The following is a 24,889-nucleotide window of genomic DNA, read 5'->3' on the forward strand; positions in this document are numbered from 1 at the left end:
GGCTTGCTCCAAAACACGAAGAGCCTGCGCTGGGGGTGCCAGACAGGCTCTTCGTCATGCGATTCGGCTTACTTGCGCAGGCCCAGCTTCTGGATCAGTGCGGTGTAGCGGTCGGCGTCCTTGCCCTTCAGGTAGTCGAGCAGCTTGCGACGACGGCTCACCATCTTCAGCAGGCCACGGCGACCGTGGTGATCCTTGGCGTGGGTCTTGAAGTGCGGGGTCAGGTCGTTGATGCGAGCGGTCAGGATGGCCACTTGCACTTCGGGCGAGCCCGTGTCGGAAGCGCCGCGCGCATTCGACTTGACGATTTCGGGGATGTTGAGGTCGGCGACTGCCATGTCTGTTTCCTGCTTGCGATGAAACCGCTGACGCTCGCAGGAACGGCGTGCCACGGTTTCGAGTTTCCACTTGCGGTCACGGGTGAAACCGACCCATGCCGTGCTGATGTTGCGCAGCCACTGGCCGCGAAACCTCGAAATTATAGCCGCAGTCCCTTCCGCAGGCGCTCGACCCCTCGCGTCAGGCGGGCCGGATCGCGGGAAGCGAAGCACCAGCGCAGCCAGCCTTCCGCCTCCGGCCCGAAGGCCGCTCCCGGCGCAAGACCCAGGCCGGCATCGGCCACCAGCCGCTTCGCGAAGGCCAGCGAGTCCGTTTCACCGGCCACGCGGAAGAAGGCGTACATGCCGCCATCGGGCACCGCCACCTCCACGCCCGGCAGCGTCTGCAGCGCCGGCAGCAAGGTGTCACGGCAGGTTCGCAGGTGCGCGACCAGGCCGGGCACCGTCGCCCCTGCTCCCTGCACTGCCGCCAGCCCGGCCCGCTGCACGAAGACCGGCGCGCAGGAGGTGTTGAACTCGATCAGCTTGCCGACCGCGTCCAGCAGGGCGGGCGGCAGCACCAGCCAGCCGAGCCGCCAGCCGGTCATCAGGAAGCTCTTCGAGAAACTGTGCGCGACGAGCAGGCGGTCGTCGGCTTCGGCGACGTCGAGGAAGGACGGTGCAGCCGGCGGTTCGCCTTGCGTGGGGATGGCCCCGAAGTAAAGCCTTTCGTAGACCTCGTCGGCGACGATCCAGGTGCCGGTGCGGCGACAGTGCGCCAGGATCGCCGCCTGCTCGTCGCGGCTCAGCGTCCAGCCGGTCGGGTTGTTCGGCGCATTCACCAGTAGCACGCGGGTGCGTGGGGTGACGGCCGCCAGCAACTCGTCGAGGTCCAGCCGCCAGGCGCCCGCCCGCGGCCGCAGCGACACGCGCTTCACCTGCGCGCCCAGGATGACCGGCTGCGCGGTCAGGTTGGGCCAGACCGGCACGACCGCCACGACCTCGTCGCCGGCCCCGGCCAGAGCCTGCATTGCGATCATCAGCGCGTTCACGCCCGACGAGGTGACGGCGACCCGCTCCGGCCCGAGCGGCCGGTGCAACGCACTGGCGTAGGCCGCCAGCGCTTCGCGCAGTTCGGGCAGGCCGAGGTTGTGCGAGTAGAAGGTCTCGCCCTGCCCCAGCGACGCGATGGCCGCGTCGCGGACGAAAGCGGGCGTCACATCGTCGCCCTCGCCGAACCAGAAGGCCAGCACGTCGCTGCGGCCCAAGCCGGCGTTGGCCACTTCGCGGATCTTGGAGCCGGGCAGTTGCCGGATGACGTCGCGCATCGCTGGGATCTCCCGAAAAGGCGGTAGGCCGAAGGCGACGCTTCGTGAGGGCGACGCCTCGAAATGCAACGGCCTTGAAAACAAAAATGCCGCTCTCAATTCGGCGGCATGGGCAGCCGTTCGCTGCCTTCCATTCGATTCTAGGAGAACGCCATGTTCGTCATGCCCGTCACCCGTACCCATCGCCACGCCTACAACGGCCACGCCCGCGACCTGAGCCGCGCATTCGACCGCCTATTCGACAGCAGCGTGGAGCGTGTCTTCGCTGCCGCGGCCGACAGCGCCCCCCGCCAACCTTCGCTGGACCTGCGCGAGACCGAGCAGAACTACAGCGTGCAGCTCGACATGCCCGGCGTCGCGAAGGAAGACGTCAAGGTCACGATCGACGGCAAGCGCGTCAGCATCGAGGCAGCGGCACGAACCGAGGCGCCGGCCCCCGAAGGCGAGCGCCTGCTGGTGCGCGAACGCAGTGCCACCGCCTATGCCCGCAGCTTCACGCTCCCGGTCGAGGTCGACGAGTCCGCGTCGCAGGCTCGGCTGGAGAACGGTGTGCTGAGCCTGACTCTGACCAAGAAGCTCAAGCCGGCCACCCAGCTCGCGGTCGGCTGATCGCGGCGATCCGCTGGACGGTGGCGCTCAAGGCGCCAAGCCGTCCAGCGCCGCGAGCGGCCATCTGGGTTGCACATCGAAGGCGTGGTCGTGCCGCGCCACCGCGCGGCCGGCCTGCAGACGCATCGCCGCGGCCAAAGCGATCATCGCGCCGTTGTCGGTGCACAGCTGTAGCTCGGGGTAGTGCACGCGCACGCCGCGTTTCGCGCAGGCGGCATCGAGCTGCGTCCGCAGGCTGCGATTCGCCCCCACCCCGCCCGCCACCACCAGCCGCCGTAGGCCGGTCGCTTTCAGGGCGGCGAGCGATTTCTTCACCAGCACTTCCACGATCGCGGCCTGCGTGGAGGCGGCCAGGTCGGCGCGCGGCTGTTCGCAGACGCCGTCACCGAGCTTCATGACCTGGGTGCGCACGGCGGTCTTGAGTCCGGCGAACGAGAAATCCAGCGTGTCCCGGTGCAGCAGCGGCCGGGGCAACGCATAGGCGGTCGGATCGCCAAACTCCGCCAGCCTCGCGAGCGCCGGTCCGCCGGGGTAGCCCAGGCCGAGCAGCTTGGCCGACTTGTCGAACGCCTCGCCGGCCGCGTCGTCGATGGTTTCACCGAGCAATGCGTAGTCGCCCACGCCGTCGACCCGCATCAGCTGCGTGTGCCCGCCCGAGACCAGCAGCGCCACGAACGGAAACTGCGGCGGATCGGCCGCCAGGAAAGGCGACAGCAGGTGCCCCTCCAGATGATGAATACCCAGCACCGGCCGGTCCAGCGCCGCGGCGAGCGCACAGGCGACGGCGCTGCCGACCAGCAGCGCACCGGCCAGCCCGGGGCCGCGGGTATAGGCCACCACGTCGATGTCGGCCCGGCCCTTGCCCGCCTCGGCCAGCACCTGCCGCGTCAGCGGCAGCACACGGCGGATGTGGTCGCGCGAGGCGAGTTCGGGCACGACGCCGCCGTAGGCCTCGTGCATGCTGACCTGGCTGTGCAGGGCATGGGCGAGCAGTTGCGGCGGCGCGCCGTCGTTTGCCGCCACCAGCGCCACGCCCGTTTCGTCGCAGGAGGATTCGAAACCGAGGATCAGCATCGCGACAGTGTAGTGAGGCGGTTCCGGCGCCACGCCCACAAGGCCCTGCCACAAAACCACGCCACTAGTTTCCTTTGGTCACATGGCGGGTGTGACGGAACACACGATTTTCCGGACCCTCGCCCTATCGCCGCACCGGCACGATGGTTAACCTGCATCCACAGCGGCGTGAGGCCGTGCTCCCCGGTAGATCGCACCATGAAACAGTACAAGCTCTCCGCTTGGCCCGACCTGCCGGCAGGATTCCACCGCACGGCCTACCGGCGCATGCTGCACCAGATGTCCCACCGCCACGTGTCCGTCCGCCAACTGATGGACGAGAGCGGACTGGCGCGATCGGCTGTGATGCAGTTTCTGGAAACGCTGTCGGAGCGCGAGCAGCTCGACGAACGCAACCATGCCGCGCCGCCCTCCGCGTTCGGCAAGCTGTTCCCGATGATGCTGTGGCGCCGCGCCTTCGCGGCACAAAGGCCGATGTAGACGGGCCCACCCGCCCAGTGACAAGGCCCGCCTCGCGCGGGCCTTGTCGTTTCCGGCCTCGGCGCGGCCGCCGTTGGCGCGCTCCTTGCAGCGCAGCAAGCATGACTTCCCTCCAGGCGCTGCGCATCGTCATCGTCGCACCGGAATCGCTCACCCCGGCGCCGGACGACGACGAGGCGCTGGTCGAGGCGGAGCGCTCCCGCAGCCTGCGCATCGGACTGCTGGCCAATGGCTACAACATCGTCGCGGTGCTGCCGATCGATGCCTTCCTGCCAGAGCGCATCGCGCAGATCCAGCCCGACATGATCGTCGTCGACGCCCAGAGCCAGGCGCGCGACACGCTCGAGCACGTGGTGATGTCCACCCGCGACGAGCGCCGTCCCATCGTGCTGTTCACCGACGATGCCGACACCAGTCATGTCGGAGCGGCCATCGCCGCGGGCGTGACGGCCTACGTCGTCGCCGGTCTGGCGCCTGAGCGCATCAAACCGGTGCTCGACGTCGCGCTTGCACGGTTTCAGCACGAGGAAGCCCTGCGCCGCGAACTCGCCGATGCGCGCACGCAACTCAGCGACCGCAAGCTGATCGACCGCGCCAAGGGCCTGTTGATGAGCCGCCAGCAACTCAGCGAGGACGAGGCCTACGCCCGGCTGCGCAAGACCGCGATGGACCGCGGGCTGCGCGTGGCCGAGGTCGCGCAGCGCCTGATCGACGTGGCCGACATGCTGGGCTGAGCGCCGCCGCTTCCCTCCTCTGGCATGAGGTTTGCTGCAATGCAACCAAGGATCAATGGCGATCCCCTTTCCGGTGCGGCCACAGTGGGCTACACCGCAGCAGACGACGGCGTCTCACCCTGCGCAGCCCCATGGCTGTGCAGCCGTGACGACGCCGTTTTTCTTTTGAGCCCGATTCTTGGAGTCCGAATGCCATGCCGAACGACATCGCCAACCGCGCCCTGCTGGGCCGTCGCACCATGCTGAAAGCCGCCGCAGCCGCCACCGCCGTGGGCGCCGTGCCGGGGCTGCAATCCGCCGTCTGGGCGGCCGGCTCCGACAAGCCCGAGAAGGAAGAAGTGCGGATCGGCTTCATCCCGTTGACCGACTGTGCCTCTGTCGTGATGGCCTCGGTGCTGGGCTTCGACAAGAAGTACGGCGTAAAGATCGTACCCACCAAGGAAGCCTCCTGGGCCGGCGTGCGCGACAAGCTGGTCAATGGCGAACTCGACATGGCGCACGTGCTCTACGGGCTGATCTACGGCGTGCATCTCGGTACCGGCGGCCCCAAGAAGGACATGGCCGTGCTGATGGCGCTCAACAACAATGGTCAGGCGATCACGCTGTCGAAGGCGCTTGCGGACAAGGGCGCCGTCGACGGGCCTTCGCTGTCCAAGCTGATGGCGACGGAGAAGCGCGAGTACACCTTCGCCGGGACCTTCCCGACGGGCACGCACGCGATGTGGATGCACTACTGGCTGGCGGCCGCCGGCATCAACCCCCTGTCCGGCGCGAAGCTCATCACGGTGCCGCCACCGCAGATGGTGGCCAACATGCGCGTGGGCAATATGGACGGCTTCTGCGTGGGCGAGCCCTGGAACCACCGCGCCATCATGGACGGCATCGGCATCACGGCCAACACGACGCAGGACATCTGGAAGGACCATCCCGAGAAGGTGCTGGGAACGACCAACGACTTCGTCAAGAAGAACCCGAACACCACGCGCGCGGTGATGATGGCCGTGCTGGAAGCCGGCCAGTGGATCGACGCCGGTCTGCAGAACAAGATGAAGATGGCTGAGACGGTTGCGCAGAAGGCGTACATCAACACTTCGGTGGATGCCATCAACCAGCGCATTCTCGGTCGCTACCAGAATGGTCTCGGCAAGACCTGGGACGACCCCAATCACATGAAGTTCTTCAACGATGGGGCCGTCAACTTCCCCTACCTGAGCGATGGCATGTGGTTCCTCACGCAGCACAAGCGCTGGGGTCTGCTGAAGGAACACCCGGATTACCTGGCCGTGGCCCAGCAGGTCAACCAGATCGCGCTCTACAAGGACGTGGCGAGCGCCATGAAGATCAATGTGCCGAAGGATTCGATGCGCAGCAGCAAGCTGATCGACGGCGTGGTCTGGGATGGCAAGAACCCGAAGGCCTATGCCGACGGATTCAAGATCAAGGCTTGAGGCAAGGAGAACTCCATGGTCAGTGCCGTGTTCCACGATCCTTCCGGTACCGGCGTCGCCGGCACCCCGCCCGCGGTGAGCGTCAGCAAGCCTGTCGCAGCAACCTCTGCGACCCCTACCCCCGCCGCCGTGCCCGCGGTCGCTCGCCCGAGCGCCGAGCCGTTCGACTGGCGCGGGTTGGCGCTGCGCGTGCTCCCTCCGATCGCCGGCTCCGGTCTGCTGATCGGCATCTGGGCGCTGCTGACGATGAACGGCGGATCGTTCCCGACCCCCGCCGCCACCTGGACCGAACTCGTCAAGCTGTTCAGCGACCCGTTCTACAGCAATGGACCGAACGACCAGGGCATCGGCTGGAACATTCTGTTCTCGCTCGAGCGCGTCGCACTGGGTTTCGGCTTGGCGGCTTTGATCGGCATACCGGCGGGCTTCGTGCTCGGACGCTTCAGCTTCGTCAACCACATGATCTCGCCGCTGATCAGCCTGCTTCGCCCGGTGTCGCCGCTGGCTTGGCTACCGATCGGTCTGCTGGTCTTCAAGGCCGCCAACCCGGCGGCCATCTGGACGATCTTCATCTGCTCGATCTGGCCGATGGTCATCAACACCGCCGTCGGCGTGCAGCGCGTTCCGCAAGACTACCTGAACGTCGCGCGGGTGCTGAACCTCAGCGAATGGAAGGTGATGACGCGCATCCTCTTCCCCGCCGTGCTGCCCTACATGCTGACCGGCGTGCGTCTGTCGGTGGGCACGGCGTGGCTGGTGATCGTGGCCGCCGAGATGCTGACCGGCGGCGTCGGCATCGGGTTCTGGTTGTGGGACGAATGGAACAACCTCAACGTGGCGCACATCCTGATCGCGATCTTCGTCATCGGCATCGTCGGTCTGCTGCTCGAGCAGGCGCTGATGCTGATCGCCCGCCGCTTCAGCTTCGACGATTGAGGAGATTTCCATGACCAGTTTCATCGAAGTCCAGAACGCCGAAATGGTGTTCACCACGCGCAAGGGCCGCTTCCACGCGCTGCGCGAGATCAACCTGCAGATCGAGCGCGGCGAGTTCATCACGCTGATCGGCCATTCGGGCTGCGGCAAGTCGACCCTGCTCAACCTGATTGCCGGCCTGCTGACGCCCAGCAGCGGCGTGTTGCTGTGCGACAACCGCGAGATCGCGGCACCGGGTCCGGAGCGTGCGGTGGTGTTCCAGAACCACTCGCTGCTGCCGTGGCTGACCTGCTACGAGAACGTGCATCTCGGCGTGGAGCGCGTGTTCGGCGCCAACGAAGGCAAGGCCCGTCTGAAGGAACGCACCGAGGCCGCGCTGGCGCTGGTGGGCATGGCGCACGCCACTGCCAAGCGCCCGCACGAGATCTCGGGCGGCATGAAGCAGCGCGTGGGCATCGCCCGCGCGCTCGCGATGGAGCCGAAGGTGCTGCTGATGGACGAACCGTTCGGCGCGCTCGACGCGCTGACGCGTGCCCATCTGCAGGACGAGTTGCTGAAGATCGTCGCGCGCACCCAGAGCACCGTGGTGATGGTGACGCACGACGTCGACGAGGCCGTGCTGCTGAGCGACCGCGTGGTGATGATGACCAACGGCCCAGCCGCGACGATCGGCGAGATCTTGAAGGTCGAACTCGCTCGCCCGAGGTTGCGGGTGGAACTCGCCGAAGATCCGGCCTACGTGCACTACCGCAAGGAAGTGCTCGACTTCCTGTACACCCGTCACGGCCACGTCGAACGCGAGGCCGCATGAGACCCGGCGGCTCTGCCACACACCTGGCATACCAGTTGCTGATGATGCAGTGACTGGTGCCTGAGCGGCGCAGTCGCTGTCTCCTCAGCAGGGCTCGGCCCTTTTACCCCCGCCCGACCGCTTGGTCGGGCGGTTTTTCTTGGTCGAGCGCACACAAAGAGTGCGCCCCCTCCGAGTGCGACGGTCAGGCTCGTCGGCTGGCCCAGACCCAGAGCGCCACGCCGGCCGCCACCATCGGCACGCACAACCACTGCCCCATGCTCATGCCCAGCGCCAGCAGGCCCAGGAAGCCGTCCGGCTCTCGGAAGTACTCGGCGACGAAACGCAGCACGCCGTAGCCCACCAGGAAGGCCCCCGAGACCTGGCCGGTCGCGCGCGGCTTGCGCGCATAGAGCCACAGCAACACGAACAGCAGCAGGCCTTCGAGAGCGAACTGGTACAGCGGCGACGGATGGCGGGGGATTTCAGTGCCCGACTGCGGATAGACCATCGCCCAGGGCAACGAAGGATCGGCCGCCCGGCCCCACAACTCGCCGTTGATGAAATTGCCGATGCGCCCGCAGGCCAGGCCGGTCGGCACGCACGGCGCAATGAGATCGGTCACCTCGAGCCAGCGTCGCCCGCGCGTGCGGGCGAACAGCGCCATCGCCGCGATCACGCCGAGCAGACCGCCATGAAAGGCCATGCCGCCCTTCCAGACCTCGAACACCTCCAGCGGGTGAGCCGCGTAGTAGCCGGGCTTGTAGAACAGCACATAGCCGAGCCGCCCGCCGATGATCACGCCCAGCACACCGTAGAACAGCAGATCCTCGACATCGCGTCGCGTCCAGCCGGTCTCCTTGAACGGCGAATGCCGCACCCGCAAGGACGCGAGCCAGAGGAACAGCCCGAAGGCCACCAGGTAGGTCAGGCCGTACCAGTGGATCGCCAGCGGCCCGAGCTTCAGGGCCACGGGGTCGAACTGCGGATGGATCAGCATGAGCGGGTCGGCTGCGGCCGTGGGGCCACGGGAGTCTGGACAGGCCGGGACGATAACGCAGGGCTCCGCGGCTTCAGCCGCCCGACGCGGGCGCGGTGCGCACGAAGTCGACGAAACGCCCCACCACCGCCGGCGGATCATGGCGCCACACCAGGCTCGTCTCGCAACGCGGCGCGCCGACCGCCAGCGAAGACGGCAGGGCCCGGTAGACCACGCCGCGGCGCTGCAGCCGAGTCACCACCTCGGGCACCCAGGCCACACCCAGGCCGGCCGACACCAGGTTGACGATGGTCTGCATCTGGATCGCCTCCTGTGCGATGACCGGCGCCGTGCCGTGGCGGTGGTAGTAGGCCAGCACCGCGTCGAACAGCGACGGGGCGATCGGCCGCGGAAAGATCACCAGCGGTTGCGCCATCAGCACCGGGAGCGACAGGCGTGCCGCCTTCGCCAGCGGATGCGCCTCGGGGAGCGCCAGCACCAGAGGCTCCTCGAGCACCCGCAAGACGTCCAGGCCCGCGTTCTCCACGCCGGGATCCATGCCGCTCGCATGCAGCATGAAGCCGGCGTCGAGCTCGGATTGCGCGAAGGCCTGTCGCTGCACGTCGGTCGTGACCTCGCGCAACTCGACCTCGATGCGCGGGTAACGTTCGCGGAAGCCACGCAGCCAGTCGGGCAAGGGGCCGAAGCCGAGCGTGGACACAAAGCCCAGTCGCAGCCGGCCCACGTCGCCCTCGCCCACTCCGCGCGCCAGCGCCGACAAGGCCTCACCCTGCGCCAGCCACTGCCGCACCGGCTGCAGCAGCGCCGCGCCGGCAGGCGCGAGCGCCACCGCACGACGGTTGCGCACGAACAGCGGCTGTCCCAGGCGCCGCTCCAACTGCTGGATCGCCATCGTCAGCGGCGGCTGCGTCATGTGCAGTCGCTGCGCGGCGCGGCCGAAGTGCAGCAGTTCCGCCACCGCGAGGAACTGCCGCCAGAGGCGCACGTCGATCAGGTCATCACTCATTCGCCAAGCATATCAATGCGGTACTCAACATATATTGGACGACCCTACAAGCCGCGGTCGATACTGGCGCCGCAGCCCACCATCCGCCAGCCGAGGAGCCAGCCATCATGAGCATCAACCGCCGATCGAAGAACATCACCGAAGGCGTGGCGCGAGCGCCCAACCGCTCGATGTACTACGCGATGGGCTACCAGGAAGCCGACTTCAAGAAGCCGATGATCGGCGTGGCGAACGGCCACTCGACGATCACGCCTTGCAACTCCGGCCTGCAGAAACTGGCCGATGCCGCGGTCGAAGGCATCGAGGCCGCCGGCGGCAATGCGCAGATCTTCGGCACGCCCACCATCAGCGACGGCATGGCGATGGGCACCGAGGGCATGAAGTACTCGCTGGTCTCGCGCGAGGTCATTGCCGACTGCGTGGAAACCTGTGTCGGCGGCCAGTGGATGGACGGCGTGCTGGTGGTCGGCGGCTGCGACAAGAACATGCCCGGCGGCATGATGGGCATGCTGCGCGCCAACGTGCCGGCGATCTACGTCTACGGCGGCACCATCCTGCCGGGCAAGTACAAGGGCCAGGACCTCAACATCGTCAGCGTGTTCGAGGCCGTCGGCCAGTTCACCGCCGGCAACATGAGCGAGGAAGACTTCTGCCAGATCGAGCGCCGTGCCATTCCCGGCAGCGGCTCCTGCGGCGGCATGTACACCGCCAACACCATGAGCTCGGCGTTCGAGGCCCTGGGCATGAGCCTGCCGTTCGCGTCGACCATGGCCAACGTCGAAGACCCGATCGTCGCCCACACCAAGGAAGCGGCGCGTGTACTCGTGGAGGCGGTGAAGGCCGATCTCAAGCCGCGCGACATCGTCACGCGCAAGAGCATCGAGAACGCCGTCGCGGTGATCATGGCGACCGGCGGCTCGACCAATGCCGTGCTGCACTTCCTGGCCATCGCCCACGCCGCCGAGGTGGAGTGGACGATCGACGACTTCGAGCGCGTGCGCCGCAAGGTGCCGGTGCTGTGCGACCTCAAGCCCAGCGGCAAGTACCTGGCGATCGACCTGCACCGCGCCGGCGGCATCCCGCAGGTGATGAAGACGCTGCTGGCCGCCGGGCTGATCCACGGCGACTGCATCACGATCACCGGCAAGACCGTGGCCGAGAACCTGGCCGACATCCCCGATGCACCCCGGGCCGACCAAGACGTGATCCGCCCGATCACCAAGCCGATGTACGAGCACGGCCACCTGGCCATTCTGAAGGGCAACCTGTCGCCCGAGGGCGCCGTGGCCAAGATCACGGGTCTGAAGAACCCCAGCATCACCGGGCCTGCCCGCGTGTTCGACGACGAGCAATCGGCGCTGGCTGCCATCATGGCCAAGCAGATCAAGGCCGGCGACGTGATGGTGCTGCGCTACCTGGGCCCGATGGGCGGTCCGGGCATGCCCGAGATGCTGGCGCCGACCGGGGCTTTGATCGGCCAGGGGCTCGGCGAATCGGTCGGCCTGATCACCGACGGCCGCTTTTCCGGCGGCACCTGGGGCATGGTGGTCGGCCATGTCGCCCCCGAGGCCGCGGCCGGCGGCACGATCGCGCTGGTGCACGAGGGCGACTCGATCACCATCGACGCGCGCACGTTGGTGCTGAAGCTCAACGTGAGCGATGCCGAAATCGCAACGCGCCGTGCCACCTGGAAGGCGCCCGCGCCGCGCTACACCCGCGGCGTGCTCGCCAAGTTCGCGAAGAACGCGTCGAGCGCCAGCAGCGGGGCGGTACTGGACCGCTTCGAGTAGGCGAGCCCGCGTCGCTCAGAAAAAAGGCGACCCGCGGGTCGCCTTTTTGTTGCTGAGCATTGCTCGGTGTGCGGCTAGCGCTTGGTGTCCGGCGCGCCGTCGATGCGGCTGGTGCTCTGGCTGTTATCGAAGCGGCTGTTGAGCACGGAATCCCTGGCCTTCTTGCGCTCCGCTTCGCGCTGCCCCTCGATCTTGTCGGTCCGCTTGGCGTGCGAGGCCTTGAAGGCAGCCGCCTTCTTCTTCTCGAAGGCACGCGGATCGATGCCCAGGGCCGCCATGCTCTTGTTGCGCCGAGCGACCTTGCGCTCGTCCATCTTTTCCATTTCCTTGCGCTTGGTGTAGCCCGACATGTCGGCCCAGGTCCACCAGATCACGGCCAGAGCGAAAGGCGCCAGCACCACCCACCAGGACCACACGCCGACCGCTCCGATATCGAGTAGTTTCAACGCGGACAACAGAACGCCAAGGACCACGAACCACATCGCCATCTCCTCTGCCGACGGGTGCCGGCCGCGCGCGCAAGTCAACCCCGCCCACGTACAATGCGTTCTGCACTTTACCCCAGCCATGACACAGCAAGGAGACCCGCGATGAACCCGAAAGTGATGATGTGTGTGGTCGTTGGCGCCTTGAGCGCCGCACCCGCCTTCGCCAACGCCGATCTGGCGCAGAAGAAGAACTGCATGGCTTGCCACCAGATCGACCAGAAGGTCCTCGGCCCGGCGTTCAAGGCGGTGGCCGCCAAGTACGCCGACGACAAGGATGCCGTCGCGAAACTCTCCACCAAGGTCATCAAGGGCGGCTCGGGTTCCTTCGGCCAGATCCCGATGCCGGCCAACCCGCAGGTGAGCGAAGCCGAAGCCAAGCAATTGGTGACCTGGATCCTCGGCCTGAAGTGATCACGGCGGGCCGCGCACCAGCGGCCTCGAACAAAAAAGGGCCCCGCATGCGGGGCCCTTTTTCCTGCGCGGCCAGGAGCGTCAGTTGGTCTGCGCCAGTTGCTCCAGGATCGCCGGATTCTCCAGGGTCGACGTGTCCTGCGTGATGGCCTCGCCCTTGGCGATAGAGCGCAGCAGGCGGCGCATGATCTTGCCGGAGCGGGTCTTGGGCAGGTTGTCGCCGAAACGGATGTCCTTGGGCTTGGCGATCGGGCCGATCTCCTTGCCGACCCAGTTGCGCAGTTCGGCAGCGATCTTCTTCGCTTCCTCGCCGGTCGGACGCGGCCGCTTGAGCACCACGAACGCGCAGATCGCCTCGCCCGTGGTGTCGTCCGGCCGACCGACGACGGCCGCCTCGGCCACCAGCGCGGTGTGCGACACCAGCGCCGACTCGATCTCCATCGTGCCCATGCGATGGCCCGAGACATTCAGCACGTCGTCGATGCGGCCGGTGATGGTGAAGTAGCCGGTCTTCTCATCGCGGATCGCGCCGTCGCCGGCGAGGTAGTACTTGCCCTTGAAGTCGTCGGGGTAGTAGCTCTTCTTGAAGCGCTCCGGATCGCCCCAGATCGTGCGGATCATGCTCGGCCACGGCTTCTTCACCACCAGGATGCCGCCCTGCCCGTTGGGCACGTCCTTGCCGGTCTCGTCGACGATCGCCGCCTGGATGCCCGGGAAGGGCAGCGTGCACGACCCCGGCACCAGCGGTGTCGCGCCCGGTAGCGGCGTGATCATGTGGCCGCCGGTCTCGGTCTGCCAGAAGGTGTCGACGATCGGGCAGCGGCCGCCACCGATGTGCAGGTGGTACCACTCCCAAGCGGCCGGGTTGATCGGCTCGCCCACCGATCCGAGGATGCGCAGGCTGGAGAGGTCGTACCTCCTCGGGTGCACCGCCTCGTTGCCCTCCGCGGCCTTGATCAGCGAGCGAATCGCGGTGGGCGCGGTGTAGAACACAGTGACCTTGTGCTTCTGGATCATCTGCCAGAAGCGGCCGGCGTCCGGGTAGGTCGGCACGCCCTCGAACACGATCTCGGTGCCGCCCAGCGCGAGCGGGCCGTAGGTGATGTAGCTGTGCCCGGTGACCCAGCCAATGTCTGCGGTGCACCAGAAGATGTCGTCGTCCTTCAGGTCGAAGGTCCACTTGGTGGTCAGCGCGGCATGCAGCAGATAGCCGCCGCTGGCGTGCTGCACGCCCTTGGGCTTGCCGGTCGAGCCCGAGGTGTAGAGCAGGAACAGCGGATGCTCGGCCTCGACCCATTCCGGCTCGCAGGTGTCGGCCTGCCTGGCGAGCAGTTCGCTCAGCCAGACGTCACGCCCGGCCTGGAAGCCGATGTCGGCACCGGTGCGCTTGGCGACGACGACATGCTTGACGCTCTCGCAGCCGCCCAGCGCCAGCGCCTCGTCGACGATCGCCTTCAGCGGCAACTGCTTGCCGCCGCGCACCTGCTGGTCAGCCGTGATCACGGCCACTGCGCCGGTGTCCGAGATGCGGTCGCGCAGGCTCTGCGCCGAGAAGCCGCCGAACACGACCGAGTGCGTCGCGCCGATGCGCGCGCAGGCCTGCATCGCCGCCACGCCCTCGATCGACATCGAGATGTAGATGACGACGCGGTCGCCCTTCTTGACGCCCAGCGAACGCAGCCCGTTGGCGAGCCGGCAGGTCTGCGCCAGCAGCTCGCGGTAGGTGGCGGTGGTCACCTTGCCGTCATCGGCCTCGAAGATGATGGCTGTCTTGTCGCCGAGACCGCGTTCCACATTGCGGTCCAGGCAGTTGTAGGAGACATTCAGCGTGCCGTCCTCGAACCACTTGAAGAACGGCGCGTCGCTGTCGTTCAACACCTTGGTGAAGGGCTTCTTCCAGCTCACCAACTCGCGTGCCAGCCGCCCCCAGTAGCCCTGGTAGTCGGCTTCGGCCTCGGCGACCAGCTTGTCGTAGGCGGCCATGCCCGACACATGGGCAGCGCCGGCCAGCGCCGGCGGCGGGAGGTAGATGTGGGGTTCCTGACTGCTCATGTTCGTCTCCTCGAGGCGTAGTTGTCGGACGGCACCATAGGCAGACGCTCTTACGATGCCCTTACTCGCAGCTTGGCAATGTAGCGCGGACCGGCAGACCCTGACCATTGCGGCTAGCCCCGAGCCATTGCTTCATGCGGGCACGCTCCCACGGAGCGGTGTTCAATAGAATCTGCCCCTCACCCCTCGCTCCCATCCCATGTCCGCCTCCCCCGATCCGATCAAGAACAAGCTCCCCGCCCTGCCCAACCTGATATTTGCCAGCCGCTGGCTGCAACTGCCGCTGTACCTGGGCCTGATCCTGGCTCAGGTGGTCTATGTCTTCCACTTCTGGGTGGAACTGGTGCACCTGATCGAGGCGGCGTTCGGCAACGCCGATGCGCTGCAGAAGTTGGTGACCAGCATCGGCTACAAGACCGATGCGCCCATCACCAACCTGAACGAGACGGTGATCATGCTGGTCGTGCTGGCGCTGATCGACGTGGTCATGATCAGCAACCTGCTGATCATGGTCATCGTCGGCGGCTACGAGACCTTCGTGTCGCGCATGAATCTAGAGGGCCACCCCGACCAGCCCGAGTGGCTGAGCCACGTGAACGCCTCGGTGCTGAAGGTCAAGCTGGCCACGGCCATCATCGGCATCAGCTCGATCCACCTGCTGAAGACGTTCATCAACGCGGGCAACTACACCGACAAGGTGCTACTGTGGCAGACGTTGATCCACATCACGTTCCTGCTGTCCGCGCTCGCCATCGCCTACACAGACAAGCTGATGACGGTCGCACCTCATCAGGACAAGCACTGAGGCGATCGCGGATCGGGCATCAGACCGCGTGAAACGCTGGATTCCCACGCGCGAGCAGCTTCGCCGCTCGAAATGGCTGCGCCCGGTAGCGCACCATCTCGACAACGAGCGCCTCTGGCGCACCGACCGCGGCAGCGTGGCGCGGGCGGTCGCGATCGGGGTGTTCGTCGGCTTCATGCTGCCGGTGGCGCAGTTCCTGTTTGCCATCGCCGCGGCGATCGCGCTGCGCGGTCATGTCGCGATCGCGGCAGCGGCCACGTTGATCACCAACCCCTTCACCTTCCCGCCGATCTACTGGGCCGCCTACAAGATCGGTCGCCTCCTGCTCGGGGAACCGGACGACGAGGCCGCGGCGCTGCGGGTCGAGAGCGAGACCGCGGCGCTGCTCGAGCAGCAGGGTTTCATCGAGGGACTGTGGACAGCCGCGCAATCGGCTGGCGCGCCGCTGCTCTTGGGACTGGCGTCACTGGCGGTGATCGGTGCAGCCACCGGTTTCACGCTGGTCTGGCTGCTGTGGCGGCCCCGGCCCGAGCGACCGCCGGACGACGACGAGCGGCCCCCTGAACAGTAAACTCGACCACTTGCCCTGGTGCCGCAGCGCCGGCTGACCGGCCGGGTAACGCGGCCATCGTTCCGCAGCCACTCCCCGATCACGGGACAGCCCCATGACCACGATCCGACACGCCGATCTCGTTGACAGCATCGCCGCCGCGCTGCAGTACATCAGCTACTACCACCCGGCCGACTACATCACGCATCTGGCGCGCGCCTACGAGCAGGAGCAGAGCCCGGCCGCCAAGGACGCGATCGCGCAGATCCTCACCAACTCCAAGATGTGCGCCGAAGGGCGCCGGCCGATCTGCCAGGACACCGGCATCGTCAACGTGTTCCTGAAGATCGGCATGGACGTGCGCTTCGAGGGCTTCGCCGGCTCGATCGAGGACGCCGTCAACGAGGGCGTGCGCCGCGGCTACCTGAACCCCGAGAACACCCTGCGCGCCAGCATCGTGGCCGACCCCCACTTCGAGCGCAAGAACACCAAGGACAACACCCCGGCGGTCGTGCACATGACGGTGGTACCGGGCAACACGGTCGATGTGCAGGTGGCCGCCAAGGGTGGCGGCTCCGAGAACAAGAGCAAGTTCGTGATGCTCAACCCCAGCGACAGCCTGGTCGACTGGGTGCTGAAGACCGTGCCGACGATGGGCGCGGGCTGGTGCCCGCCGGGCATGCTGGGCATCGGCATCGGTGGCTCGGCCGAGAAGGCCATGCTGATGGCCAAGGAGTCGCTGATGGGCGACATCGACATGTACGAGCTGAAGGCCCGCGGCCCGCAGAACAAGCTCGAGGAGCTGCGCATCGAGCTGTGCGACAAGATCAATGCGCTGGGCATCGGCGCCCAGGGCCTGGGCGGCCTGACCACGGTGCTCGACGTGAAGATCTCGACCTTCCCCACGCACGCGGCCAGCAAGCCGGTGGCGATGATCCCGAACTGCGCCGCCACGCGCCACGCGCACTTCATCCTCGACGGCTCCGGCCCGGCCTACCTCGAGCCGCCCAGCCTCGACCTGTGGCCCGACGTGAAATGGGCACCCGACTACAACAAGAGCAAGTCGGTCAACCTCGACACGCTGACGCGCGAGGAAGTGGCGAGCTGGAAGCCGGGCGACACACTGCTGCTCAACGGCAAGATGCTGACCGGCCGTGACGCCGCGCACAAACGCATCCAGGACATGCTGGCCAAGGGCGAAACGCTGCCGGTGGACTTCACCAACCGCGTCATCTATTACGTCGGTCCGGTCGATCCGGTGCGCGACGAGGTGGTGGGGCCTGCCGGCCCGACCACCGCCACCCGCATGGACAAGTTCACCGAGATGATGCTGGCCCAGACCGGCCTGATCGGCATGATCGGCAAGGCCGAGCGGGGCCCGACCGGCATCGAGGCGATCAAGAAGCACAAGAGCGCTTACCTGATGGCGGTGGGCGGCGCAGCCTACCTGGTCGCCAAGGCGATCAAGCAGGCCAAGGTGCTCGGCTTCGCCGACCTCGGCATGGAGGCGATCTACGAGTTCGACGTCAAGGACATGCCGGTGACGGTGGCCGTCGACTCGACCGGCAGCTCGGTGCACCAGACAGGACCGGCCGAATGGCAGGCGAAGATCGGCAAGATCCCGGTCGCCACCGTCTGAGCGCGGTGCCGCTGCAAGCACCGGCCTGCCCGGCCTGCGGCGGACCCAATGGCTGCGCCGTGGCGGCGGAAGGCCGCTTTGACGTGGCCTGCTGGTGCAGCTCGGTGCGCATCGCACCCGAGCGCCTGGCGATCCTGGCACTCGAACAACGCGGGGTCGCCTGCCTGTGCCGCCATTGCGCCGGCGCGGCAGAATCGTCTGCCTCACCGTGAGGCGGTGACCCGGCTCCGCAGACAGCGCGCTCGCCGGGCGCAGGGGGAGCAGACCGAGGGAGGTCGAAGATGACGACGAAACGATGGATGCGCCGCACTGCCGTGGCGCTGATGGCCGGGGTGCTGCTGGCCGCGGTGGCGGTCTTCGTCGGCACCCGACTCGCCGACCGCAAGGCGCAGCGGCTGGTCGTGCTGCCACCCTACCCGCTGATGCTCGGACAGGGCGCCGCCGCCGTCGAGCGCGGCCGCTACCTCTACACCTCCCGCGGCTGCGCGGACTGCCACGGCGACGACGCCGGCGGTCGCGTCGTCATCGACGATACCAAGACCGGTTTTCTCGTGCGCGGCCCGGACATCAGCCCGGGGCCCGGCAAGGGGGTCGCCGGCTACACCGCGGCCGACTGGGAGCGCAGCATCCGCCACGGCGTGCGTCCCGACGGCCGGCCCTTGCTGGTGATGCCGAGCGAGGACTACAACCGGCTGACCGACGACGATGTGTCGGCGCTGGTCGCCTATCTGCTGCAGCTGGCGCCAGCCTCCGGCGGACCGGGCGTGGTGCGCATGCCAGTGTTCGTGAAGCTGCTGTATGCGGCCGGCCTGGTGCAGGACGCGGCCGAGAAGATCGATCACGGCCGTCCGCCTTCGCAGCCCGTGGCCGAAGGCGTCAGCCTGGCCCACGGCGGCTACGTGGCCAGCATGTGCATCGGCTGCCACGGCGGCCAGTTGTCGGGTGGCAAGATCCCAGGTGCACCGCCCGACTGGCCAGCCGCGGCCAACCTCACGCCCGGCGACGGCAGCGCGATGACGCGCTATGCCGATGGGCCGCAGTTCGCGGCGATGATGCGCACCGGCCGCCGGCCCGACGGCAGCGCGGTGAGCCCGGTGATGCCGTTTTCATCGCTCGCGCGCATGAACGACACGGACCTCGCCGCGCTCTACCTCTACCTCAAGACCGTGCCGCCACGGCCCTTCGGCGGGCGCTGAGGCAGTGCGACGCTAAGAGACCTTCACGCCCTTCCAGAACGCGACGCGGCCCTTGATCTCGGCCGCGGCTTCCTTCGGTTCTGCGTAGTACCAGACGGCGTCCGGATTCAGGTCGCCGTCGACCAGCAGCGAGTAGTAGCTCGCCTCGCCCTTCCACGAGCACATGGTGTGGTGGTTGCTGCCCACCACGTACTCGCGCTTGAGCGCGCTCGCGGGGAAATAGTGGTTGCCCTCGACCACCACGGTATCGTCGCTTTCGGCGATGACCACGCCGTTCCACTCTGCCTTCATCGAAGCTTCTCCCTTCAGGCCGGCAGGGCCAGCCAATGGACGCTGAACAGCCGCTGCGGGTCGACCCACACCGCCCGGGGCGTGTAGCCGGCCTGCTCGGCCAGTGCGCGGAAACCCGCGACGCTGAACTTGTGCGAATTCTCGGTATGCAGCGTATCGCCTTCGGCGAACTCGAACGCGTGGCCGCACAGGCGCACCTGCTGGGCGCGCCGGCTCACCAGGTGCATCTCGATGCGCTTCTGCACCGGCTGGTAGAAGGCGTAGTGCGCGAACTGCCCCAGATCGAAGTTCGCACCGAGCTCGCGGTTGGCGCGCGCCAGCAGGTTCAGGTTGAACGCCGCCGTGACCCCGGCCGTGTCGTTGTACGCCGCATGCAGCAGCGCCGGATCCTTGACCAGGTCGACGCCGATCAGCAGCCCGCCGCCGCGCAGCAGCGCAGCCGTGCAGCGCAGGAAGTCCAGTGCCTCGTCCGGGGCGAAGTTGCCGATCGACGAGCCGGGGAAGAAACCGACGCGGCGACGGCTCGCGGCATGCGGCGCCGGCAGATCGAAGGCCCGGGTGAAATCTGCGGCGATCGGGCGCACGTCCAGCCCGGCGTGGTCGGCGCGCAGCGCATCGGCAGCGGCATGGAGGTGCTCGGCCGAGATGTCGATCGGCACGAAGCGGCGTGGCCGCTGCAGCGCGCCCAATAGCACCCGGATCTTGCGGCTCGAGCCGGCGCCGAACTCCACGATCTCGGCGTCCGGCCCGATGCACTCGGCCATCTCACCGGCCCGCTCGCGCATCAGGGCCAGCTCGGTGCGCGTCGGGTAGTACTCGGGCAGCTCGCAGATGCGGTCGAACAGCGCCGAGCCCTCGCGGTCGTAGAAGAACTTGGGCGCGATGCTGCGCGGCCGGCGCGCCAGCCCCGCGAGCAGTTCACGGGCGAAGTCGCCGTCGATCACCTGGTGCGGCGGCGACGCGGCGGCCACCGGCAGCAGGTGGGCGCGGGCGTCGGGCGTGGCCCGCAGCGGCTGCGTCGTCATTCGAGATCCCTTGCGAGCCGCAGGCCCGCGAACTGCCAGCGCGCGCCCGGCGCAAAGAAGTTGCGGTAGCTCGGCCGCGCGTGCCCGCTCGGCGTGGCGCAACTGCCGCCGCGCAACACCAGCTGACCCACCATGAACTTGCCGTTGTATTCGGCCACGGCCCCGGCCAGCGGCCGGAAGCCCGGGTAGGGATCGTAGGACGAGCGCGTCCACTCCCAGACCTCGCCGCAGCCCTCCAGCACGCCCTCGGCCGCGGCGGCCTCCCACTCGAACTCGGTCGGCAGGCGCGCACCGGCCCAGGCGGCGTAGGCGGACGCCTCGTAGAAGCTCAGGTGGCTCACGGGCTCGTCGAGGACCAGCGCCCGCGGACCGTGCAGCGTGAAGACCTGCGGGCGTGCCGCCTCGATGTCGCTCCAGTACAGCGGCGCGACCCAGCCGTGCTGCTGCACGGCCGCCCAGCCGTCGCTGAGCCACAGCTCGGGCCGGCGGTAGCCGCCGTCGCACACGAAATCGAGGAACTCACCGTTGCCGACCGGCCGGCTGGCCAGTCCGTGCGCCTGCAGCAGCGCACGGTGGCGTGGTGTCTCGTTGTCGAAGGAGAAGGCTTGCCCGGCGGTCGCGCCGATCTCCGCGATGCCGCCGGGTCGCTCCAGCCAGCGCATCGGCTGCGACGGGCCGCACACCGGGGCGGGATGCAGGCCGCGCGCCGCGAACACCCTGCCCTCGTCGTCCGATGGCGCAGACCGGTAGGCAGGCTGCAGCGGATTCAGCGACAGCAGATGCTTCGCGTCGGTCAGCATCAATTCCTGATGCTGCTGCTCGTGCTGCAGACCCAGCGCGATCAGCGGCAGCGCTGCAGCCCAGGCCACATCGTCAGACTCCCGGACAAAAGCGAGCAGCGCGTCGTCGACATGGCGCCGGTACTGCAGCACTTCCTCGTTGGACGGTCGCGTCAGCAGGCCCCGCTGGGCGCGTGGATGGCGCGGCCCGAGCGACTCGTAGTAGGAATTGAACAGGAAGGCGTAGCGCTCGTCGTGCACGCGGTATCCCGGCTGGTGGGCCTGCAGCACCACGGCCTCGAAGAACCACGTCGTGTGCGCGAGATGCCACTTGGTGGGGCTGGCGTCCGGCATCGACTGCACGCAACGGTCCTCGGCCGACAGGGGAGCCGCGAGCTGCAGCGAGTGCGATCGCACCGCCTCCAGTCGGCGGCGCCACACGATGCGCAGGCTGCGATCGACGGCCAGCGCGGAGGACGACAACTCGGCAACACGGGAGCTCAAGACTTCACTCCTCGGTGGGCAACATCGGCAGGCATGAAGGCCATGTCGTGGATCGCCGGGACGGCGGTTTTCCTACTGGCCTGCCCGACAGGAATCGAACCTGTAACCCCCAGCTTAGAAGGCTGGTGCTCTATCCAGTTGAGCTACGGGCAGACGCGGCCGGAGAAGTGTACGCGGCACCCCGGCGACCTGCAGGGCGTGGCGGCGTAGGCATCGAGCCCGCGCAGCGCATGGCGGCCTCGCGCTTCAGACTTGGCGCGAATGCTTCAGCAGCACGCTCACGAGTTCATCGGCATCGAGCGGCTTGGTGACGCGCTCGACCATGCCGGCCTCGATGCAGTGTGCGCGATCCTCCGCGAGCGCGTGACCGGTCTGACCGATGATGGGCAGCTCCGCGTCCAGCGTGTGGATGCGTCGCGCGGTCTCGTAGCCGTCGATGCCGGGCATCATCACGTCCAGCAGCACCGCGTTGTACTTCGGGTCGAGTTGCGCGGCCACGCGGTCGATGGCCTCGTAGCCATCGGCCACCACCTCTGCGAAGGCCCCCTCCATCGACAGCATGCTCTCGATGACGATCTGATTGACCGGGTTGTCCTCGGCCACCAGCACGCGCATCCCGTCGAGCCTCGAATGCGGCAATCGGCCTGCGGTCTCTTCGCGCTCGCCCCGCTGCACCGCCGCGCCGACATCGACGAGATCCTCGCCGGTGCTGGTGGGCCTTTCGGGCTCCACGAAGGTCAAGGTCGAGCGCGCGAGAGGAAGGCGGATGGAGAAGGTGGATCCGGCCCCCAGGTGGCTCGTGACCACGATCGAGCCGTTCATCATCTCGACCAGCCGCTTGGTGATCGCCAGGCCCAGACCCGTGCCGCCGTAACGCCGCGTGGTCGATCGATCGGCCTGCTCGAAGGCCATGAAGAGCCGGGAGATCTGCTCCTCCGACATGCCCAGACCGCTGTCCCGCACGTTGATGACCAGCTTGTCACCGGAGACGCCGACCGTCACGTCCACCTGGCCGGTGGCGGTGAACTTGACCGCGTTCGACAGCAGGTTGAGCAGGATCTGCCCCAGCCGCAGGGGATCGACGACGATGACCTCGGGCACGCGACGGTCCACCAGGAGACACAAGGCGATGCCCTTGTCGCGCGCGAAGCCCCGGACCAGGTCGACCGCGCGCTCCAGCGCGGGCCGCAACATCGTGGGGGTCGGGTCCAGCAGCAGCTTGCCTGCCTCGATCTTGGACATGTCCAGCACATCGTTCAGGATGCCCTGCAGCAGCTTGCCGGACTCGAGGATGCGGGCGAACTTCTGCCGCGCCTCCGGGGCGACCGACGGATCGCGGTAGCCGATCTGCGCGAAACCCAGCACGCCATTGAGGGGCGTGCGGATCTCGTGGCTCATGTTGGCCAGGAACAGCGACTTGGACTCGTTGGCCCGCACCGCCTGCTCCTTGGCCTCCTGGAGCAGCCGGAGCGCCCGCACCTGCTGGAGCCCCGCCCGGTATTGCCGGACCAGCAGCAGGAGCAGCGCGCCCGCCAGGGCGAGCCAGAACACCACCGTGATCGCCAGTTCCCGGTGCCAGGGCAGCAGGAAGTCCTGCTCCGCCAGTCCGGCCAGGATGAAGACGGCATAGCCCCCCACCTGTCGGTACATCACGGCCCGCAGCACGCCGTCGATGGAGCTGCGCGTGCGGAACAGGGCCACCTGCTTGCCCGCCGCCAGCGAGCTCAAGACCTCAGGCGCCGCCACGCGCACCGGTTGCTCGTCCTGCGCCATCGGCGCGGCCGGCAGGCGCAGCAGGATCTCGCGCCGGGCGTTGAACAGCGTGATGACGCCATGGGCACCGAGCTTCAGCGAGCCCAGGAATTCATTCAGTTCCTCGAGGTCCAGGTTGACATAGACGACGCCGGCAAAGGCGTTGCGGTGGTCGCGCAACTGCTGTGCGAGCGGCAGCACCCAGCGGCCGGTGATCCGGGACTTGAGCGGCAGCCCCAGCACCATCGTCGAAGAGACCTTGGCTTCCTGGAAGAACTGCCGCCGCTCGATGCTCAGCCGCTGCGCGGGATCGACGCCTCCGCCATAGAGCACCTGCCCGGAGCGGTCGGCAGCCCGCAGGGCCGGCGCGTCGGGCAGGCGCTTCTGCAGTTCGAGCAGCGCGGCATTGAACTCGTTTTCGCTCACCGGGCCCGCGGCACTCAGGTGAGAGAAGCTTTGCGCCGCCGACTGCAGCACCAGGTCGGCCGCCTGCAGGCGGGTGAAGAGATAGCGCTCGAGGTTGAGCGTGAGGTTCTCGATATCGTCGTCGGCCGCGGCCTGGTAGCGGCCGTGGCTCTGGCTGAGCGAGACGGCCAGAAAGACCGCCACGGCACCGAGCAGCAGCAGCGACCACAGGGCCTGCCGCTTGAACGTACGACGCCATTCGACCAGACGAGCGCCCAAATCGGTTTCCTTGGCGGCAATGCCGCGAACTCCGGCGCTTTTATCGCAAGCGGCCTAGACTGCCTACCGCTCTATCCCTTAGCCACTCCCGAGATCACACGATGACCCGCAAACTCGCCGCGCTCGGACTCCTCGTTGCGCTGTTGACCGGCGGCCCAGCCGTCACGACCAGCCACGCCGAGGCCCCTCAGCAGAAGACCCAGGCGCCGGGCTACTACCGGATGATGCTGGGCGACTTCGAGATCACCGCGCTGTCCGACGGCACGGTCGACCTGCCCGTGGACCAGTTGCTGAGCGGCGCCAGGCCGGGCCAGGTTCAACGTGCGCTGAAGCGAGCCTATCTCGGCGTGCCGCTCGAGACCTCGGTCAACGCCTACCTGATCAACACCGGGACCCGGCTGGTGCTGATCGACACCGGCGCCGCCGGCCTGTTCGGACCGACGCTCGGCAAGCTGTTGGCCAACCTGAAGGCCGCCGGCTACATGCCCGAGCAGGTGGACGAGGTCTACATCACCCACCTGCACCCCGACCACGTGGGCGGCCTGCTCGCCGATGGCAAGGCGGCGTTCCCGAACGCGACGCTGCGCTTCGACCAGCACGATGCCGACTTCTGGCTCAGCAACGACCGGATGACCAAGGCGCCCGACGACGCCAAGGGCTTCTTTGCGGGCGCGATGAGCGCCGTGAAGCCCTACCAGGAGGCCGGCCGCCTGAAAACCTTCTCCGGCACCACCGAACTGGTGCCCGGAGTACGCGCCGAGCCCGCGCCGGGCCACACGCCGGGCCACACCTTCTACGTCGTCGAGAGCCGCGGCCAGAAGCTCGTGATCTGGGGCGACATGATGCACGTGGCCGCCGTGCAGTTCCCCGACCCGTCGGTCGTGATCAAGTTCGACGTCGACTCGAAGGCCGCGCTGCCACAGCGCCGCAAGGCCTTCGCCGACGCGGCCCGGCAGGGCTACTACGTCGCGATCGCGCACGTCTCGTTCCCGGGCATCGGCCGTCTGCGGGCCGAAGGCAAGGGCTATGTCTGGGTGCCGGTGAACTACAGCAGCAAGCCCTGAGCCGCCTGCAAGAATGCAAAGCGGCCTGGAGGCTTCTACCTGCCAGGCCGCATGAACATTGGTCGGGGCGGCGGGATTCGAACTCGCGACCTACTGGTCCCAAACCAGTTGCGCTACCAGGCTGCGCTACGCCCCGA

25 protein-coding genes and 2 tRNA genes are annotated in these 24,889 nt (G+C 67.6%); 14 read left to right on the forward strand and 13 right to left on the reverse strand.

The window, feature by feature from the left end; genetic code table 11:
* Positions 1-68: 68 nt before the first annotated feature.
* Positions 69-338: a 30S ribosomal protein S15 gene (rpsO, locus tag ASC67_RS13920; RefSeq protein WP_056321897.1), complete on the reverse strand. Its 270-nt coding sequence runs from the start codon at positions 336-338 to the stop codon at positions 69-71.
* Positions 339-478: 140 nt separating this feature from the next.
* Positions 479-1,645, reverse strand: coding sequence for a pyridoxal phosphate-dependent aminotransferase (locus ASC67_RS13925; protein ID WP_056321900.1), 1,167 nt, complete (start codon positions 1,643-1,645; stop codon positions 479-481).
* A 153-nt stretch (positions 1,646-1,798) separates the two neighbouring features.
* Between ASC67_RS13925 and ASC67_RS13930 the strand changes: the two genes are divergently transcribed.
* Positions 1,799-2,254, forward strand: a complete 456-nt coding sequence (locus ASC67_RS13930) for an Hsp20/alpha crystallin family protein (protein ID WP_056321903.1) — start codon at positions 1,799-1,801, stop codon at positions 2,252-2,254.
* 27 nt (positions 2,255-2,281) lie between these two features.
* Here ASC67_RS13930 and tsaD read toward each other — a convergent pair whose 3' ends face one another.
* Positions 2,282-3,328, reverse strand: coding sequence for a tRNA (adenosine(37)-N6)-threonylcarbamoyltransferase complex transferase subunit TsaD (tsaD, locus tag ASC67_RS13935; RefSeq protein WP_056322194.1), 1,047 nt, complete (start codon positions 3,326-3,328; stop codon positions 2,282-2,284).
* A gap of 198 nt (positions 3,329-3,526) precedes the next feature.
* Here tsaD and ASC67_RS13940 point away from each other — a divergent pair, with 198 nt between their 5' ends.
* The 5 genes from ASC67_RS13940 to ASC67_RS13960 all read left to right on the forward strand — a co-directional run bounded on the left by ASC67_RS13940 (position 3,527) and on the right by ASC67_RS13960 (position 7,737).
* Positions 3,527-3,808 carry a hypothetical protein gene (locus tag ASC67_RS13940; protein ID WP_056321907.1) on the forward strand — a complete coding sequence of 94 codons (282 nt, stop codon included), beginning with the start codon at positions 3,527-3,529 and terminating at the stop codon, positions 3,806-3,808.
* A 101-nt stretch (positions 3,809-3,909) separates the two neighbouring features.
* Positions 3,910-4,542, forward strand: a complete 633-nt coding sequence (locus ASC67_RS13945) for an ANTAR domain-containing response regulator (RefSeq protein ID WP_056321910.1) — start codon at positions 3,910-3,912, stop codon at positions 4,540-4,542.
* Positions 4,543-4,736: 194 nt separating this feature from the next.
* On the forward strand, positions 4,737-5,990 hold the full coding sequence (locus tag ASC67_RS13950) for a CmpA/NrtA family ABC transporter substrate-binding protein (protein ID WP_056321913.1): 1,254 nt from the start codon (positions 4,737-4,739) through the stop codon (positions 5,988-5,990).
* Between the two features lie 15 nt (positions 5,991-6,005).
* Complete coding sequence (gene ntrB, locus ASC67_RS13955) at positions 6,006-6,926, forward strand: nitrate ABC transporter permease (protein WP_056321914.1); 921 nt, start codon at positions 6,006-6,008, stop codon at positions 6,924-6,926.
* Between the two features lie 10 nt (positions 6,927-6,936).
* Complete coding sequence (locus tag ASC67_RS13960; RefSeq protein ID WP_056321919.1) at positions 6,937-7,737, forward strand: ABC transporter ATP-binding protein; 801 nt, start codon at positions 6,937-6,939, stop codon at positions 7,735-7,737.
* A gap of 184 nt (positions 7,738-7,921) precedes the next feature.
* On the opposite strand, the gene lgt is transcribed toward ASC67_RS13960, so the two are convergent.
* Positions 7,922-8,716: a prolipoprotein diacylglyceryl transferase gene (gene lgt / locus ASC67_RS13965; RefSeq protein WP_056321922.1), complete on the reverse strand. Its 795-nt coding sequence runs from the start codon at positions 8,714-8,716 to the stop codon at positions 7,922-7,924.
* 73 nt (positions 8,717-8,789) lie between these two features.
* On the reverse strand, positions 8,790-9,722 hold the full coding sequence (locus ASC67_RS13970; protein ID WP_056321925.1) for a LysR family transcriptional regulator: 933 nt from the start codon (positions 9,720-9,722) through the stop codon (positions 8,790-8,792).
* 107 nt (positions 9,723-9,829) lie between these two features.
* Between ASC67_RS13970 and ilvD the strand changes: the two genes are divergently transcribed.
* Positions 9,830-11,512 (forward strand): dihydroxy-acid dehydratase, encoded by a 1,683-nt coding sequence (gene ilvD, locus ASC67_RS13975; RefSeq protein ID WP_056321928.1) that lies wholly within the window; start codon positions 9,830-9,832, stop codon positions 11,510-11,512.
* Positions 11,513-11,586: 74 nt separating this feature from the next.
* On the opposite strand, the gene ASC67_RS21280 is transcribed toward ilvD, so the two are convergent.
* The gene (locus ASC67_RS21280; protein ID WP_082536021.1) at positions 11,587-11,994 is read right to left on the reverse strand and encodes a TIGR04438 family Trp-rich protein; all 408 of its coding nucleotides are present in this window, start codon (positions 11,992-11,994) and stop codon (positions 11,587-11,589) included.
* Between the two features lie 108 nt (positions 11,995-12,102).
* On the opposite strand from ASC67_RS21280, the gene ASC67_RS13985 reads away from it, so the two are divergent.
* The gene (locus ASC67_RS13985; protein WP_056321931.1) at positions 12,103-12,411 is read left to right on the forward strand and encodes a c-type cytochrome; all 309 of its coding nucleotides are present in this window, start codon (positions 12,103-12,105) and stop codon (positions 12,409-12,411) included.
* A gap of 81 nt (positions 12,412-12,492) precedes the next feature.
* Here ASC67_RS13985 and acs read toward each other — a convergent pair whose 3' ends face one another.
* Positions 12,493-14,463: an acetate--CoA ligase gene (acs, locus tag ASC67_RS13990; protein WP_056321934.1), complete on the reverse strand. Its 1,971-nt coding sequence runs from the start codon at positions 14,461-14,463 to the stop codon at positions 12,493-12,495.
* Between the two features lie 199 nt (positions 14,464-14,662).
* Here acs and ASC67_RS13995 point away from each other — a divergent pair, with 199 nt between their 5' ends.
* The 5 genes from ASC67_RS13995 (at position 14,663) to ASC67_RS14010 (ending at position 18,653) form a co-directional block, all read left to right on the forward strand.
* Positions 14,663-15,268 (forward strand): TIGR00645 family protein, encoded by a 606-nt coding sequence (locus ASC67_RS13995; RefSeq protein WP_056321936.1) that lies wholly within the window; start codon positions 14,663-14,665, stop codon positions 15,266-15,268.
* Positions 15,269-15,296: 28 nt separating this feature from the next.
* Positions 15,297-15,839: a DUF2062 domain-containing protein gene (locus tag ASC67_RS14000; protein WP_056321940.1), complete on the forward strand. Its 543-nt coding sequence runs from the start codon at positions 15,297-15,299 to the stop codon at positions 15,837-15,839.
* 94 nt (positions 15,840-15,933) lie between these two features.
* Entirely contained in the window at positions 15,934-17,457 is a 1,524-nt protein-coding gene (locus tag ASC67_RS14005; protein ID WP_056321942.1) for a fumarate hydratase, read from the forward strand.
* Positions 17,415-17,669, forward strand: coding sequence for a cysteine-rich CWC family protein (locus ASC67_RS20335; RefSeq protein ID WP_082536023.1), 255 nt, complete (start codon positions 17,415-17,417; stop codon positions 17,667-17,669). The genes ASC67_RS14005 and ASC67_RS20335 overlap by 43 nt, the downstream gene beginning before the upstream one ends.
* A 69-nt stretch (positions 17,670-17,738) precedes the next feature.
* Positions 17,739-18,653, forward strand: coding sequence for a c-type cytochrome (locus tag ASC67_RS14010; RefSeq protein WP_056321945.1), 915 nt, complete (start codon positions 17,739-17,741; stop codon positions 18,651-18,653).
* A 12-nt stretch (positions 18,654-18,665) separates the two neighbouring features.
* On the opposite strand, the gene ASC67_RS14015 is transcribed toward ASC67_RS14010, so the two are convergent.
* From ASC67_RS14015 to ASC67_RS14035, 5 genes are all read right to left on the reverse strand, one after another.
* Positions 18,666-18,944 carry a DUF427 domain-containing protein gene (locus ASC67_RS14015; protein ID WP_056321949.1) on the reverse strand — a complete coding sequence of 93 codons (279 nt, stop codon included), beginning with the start codon at positions 18,942-18,944 and terminating at the stop codon, positions 18,666-18,668.
* Between the two features lie 14 nt (positions 18,945-18,958).
* Positions 18,959-19,969: an L-histidine N(alpha)-methyltransferase gene (gene egtD / locus ASC67_RS14020; RefSeq protein WP_056321953.1), complete on the reverse strand. Its 1,011-nt coding sequence runs from the start codon at positions 19,967-19,969 to the stop codon at positions 18,959-18,961.
* A complete protein-coding gene (gene egtB, locus ASC67_RS14025; RefSeq protein ID WP_056322198.1) occupies positions 19,966-21,216 on the reverse strand; it encodes an ergothioneine biosynthesis protein EgtB in 1,251 nt (416 codons plus the stop codon). The genes egtD and egtB overlap by 4 nt, the downstream gene beginning before the upstream one ends.
* A 112-nt stretch (positions 21,217-21,328) precedes the next feature.
* Positions 21,329-21,405 (reverse strand) — tRNA-Arg (locus ASC67_RS14030).
* 93 nt (positions 21,406-21,498) lie between these two features.
* Positions 21,499-23,688 (reverse strand): hybrid sensor histidine kinase/response regulator, encoded by a 2,190-nt coding sequence (locus ASC67_RS14035; protein ID WP_056321956.1) that lies wholly within the window; start codon positions 23,686-23,688, stop codon positions 21,499-21,501.
* A gap of 101 nt (positions 23,689-23,789) precedes the next feature.
* Here ASC67_RS14035 and ASC67_RS14040 point away from each other — a divergent pair, with 101 nt between their 5' ends.
* Entirely contained in the window at positions 23,790-24,752 is a 963-nt protein-coding gene (locus ASC67_RS14040; protein WP_056321959.1) for an MBL fold metallo-hydrolase, read from the forward strand.
* 59 nt (positions 24,753-24,811) lie between these two features.
* Here the strand turns inward: ASC67_RS14040 and ASC67_RS14045 are convergent.
* A tRNA-Pro gene (locus ASC67_RS14045) sits at positions 24,812-24,888 on the reverse strand.
* Position 24,889: the final 1 nt, after the last annotated feature.

It is taken from the genome of Methylibium sp. Root1272 (assembly GCF_001425905.1).
In the GTDB taxonomy this organism is placed as follows: Bacteria; Pseudomonadota; Gammaproteobacteria; order Burkholderiales; family Burkholderiaceae_C; genus Methylibium.

Coding starts and splice junctions, on each gene's coding strand:
- ASC67_RS14010 (WP_056321945.1), top strand. CDS start 17,739: ATGACGACGAAACGATGGATGCGCCGCACTGCCGTGGCGCTGATGGCC.
- ASC67_RS14015 (WP_056321949.1), bottom strand. CDS start 18,944: ATGAAGGCAGAGTGGAACGGCGTGGTCATCGCCGAAAGCGACGATACC.
- ntrB (WP_056321914.1), top strand. CDS start 6,006: ATGGTCAGTGCCGTGTTCCACGATCCTTCCGGTACCGGCGTCGCCGGC.
- ASC67_RS13940 (WP_056321907.1), top strand. CDS start 3,527: ATGAAACAGTACAAGCTCTCCGCTTGGCCCGACCTGCCGGCAGGATTC.
- tsaD (WP_056322194.1), bottom strand. CDS start 3,328: ATGCTGATCCTCGGTTTCGAATCCTCCTGCGACGAAACGGGCGTGGCG.
- egtD (WP_056321953.1), bottom strand. CDS start 19,969: ATGACGACGCAGCCGCTGCGGGCCACGCCCGACGCCCGCGCCCACCTG.
- ASC67_RS14040 (WP_056321959.1), top strand. CDS start 23,790: ATGACCCGCAAACTCGCCGCGCTCGGACTCCTCGTTGCGCTGTTGACC.
- ASC67_RS13995 (WP_056321936.1), top strand. CDS start 14,663: ATGTCCGCCTCCCCCGATCCGATCAAGAACAAGCTCCCCGCCCTGCCC.
- acs (WP_056321934.1), bottom strand. CDS start 14,463: ATGAGCAGTCAGGAACCCCACATCTACCTCCCGCCGCCGGCGCTGGCC.
- ASC67_RS13930 (WP_056321903.1), top strand. CDS start 1,799: ATGTTCGTCATGCCCGTCACCCGTACCCATCGCCACGCCTACAACGGC.
- lgt (WP_056321922.1), bottom strand. CDS start 8,716: ATGCTGATCCATCCGCAGTTCGACCCCGTGGCCCTGAAGCTCGGGCCG.
- rpsO (WP_056321897.1), bottom strand. CDS start 338: ATGGCAGTCGCCGACCTCAACATCCCCGAAATCGTCAAGTCGAATGCG.
- ASC67_RS13985 (WP_056321931.1), top strand. CDS start 12,103: ATGAACCCGAAAGTGATGATGTGTGTGGTCGTTGGCGCCTTGAGCGCC.
- ASC67_RS13950 (WP_056321913.1), top strand. CDS start 4,737: ATGCCGAACGACATCGCCAACCGCGCCCTGCTGGGCCGTCGCACCATG.
- ASC67_RS13925 (WP_056321900.1), bottom strand. CDS start 1,645: ATGCGCGACGTCATCCGGCAACTGCCCGGCTCCAAGATCCGCGAAGTG.
- ASC67_RS13960 (WP_056321919.1), top strand. CDS start 6,937: ATGACCAGTTTCATCGAAGTCCAGAACGCCGAAATGGTGTTCACCACG.
- ASC67_RS21280 (WP_082536021.1), bottom strand. CDS start 11,994: ATGTGGTTCGTGGTCCTTGGCGTTCTGTTGTCCGCGTTGAAACTACTC.
- ASC67_RS13970 (WP_056321925.1), bottom strand. CDS start 9,722: ATGAGTGATGACCTGATCGACGTGCGCCTCTGGCGGCAGTTCCTCGCG.
- ilvD (WP_056321928.1), top strand. CDS start 9,830: ATGAGCATCAACCGCCGATCGAAGAACATCACCGAAGGCGTGGCGCGA.
- ASC67_RS14005 (WP_056321942.1), top strand. CDS start 15,934: ATGACCACGATCCGACACGCCGATCTCGTTGACAGCATCGCCGCCGCG.
- ASC67_RS20335 (WP_082536023.1), top strand. CDS start 17,415: ATGGCAGGCGAAGATCGGCAAGATCCCGGTCGCCACCGTCTGAGCGCG.
- ASC67_RS13945 (WP_056321910.1), top strand. CDS start 3,910: ATGACTTCCCTCCAGGCGCTGCGCATCGTCATCGTCGCACCGGAATCG.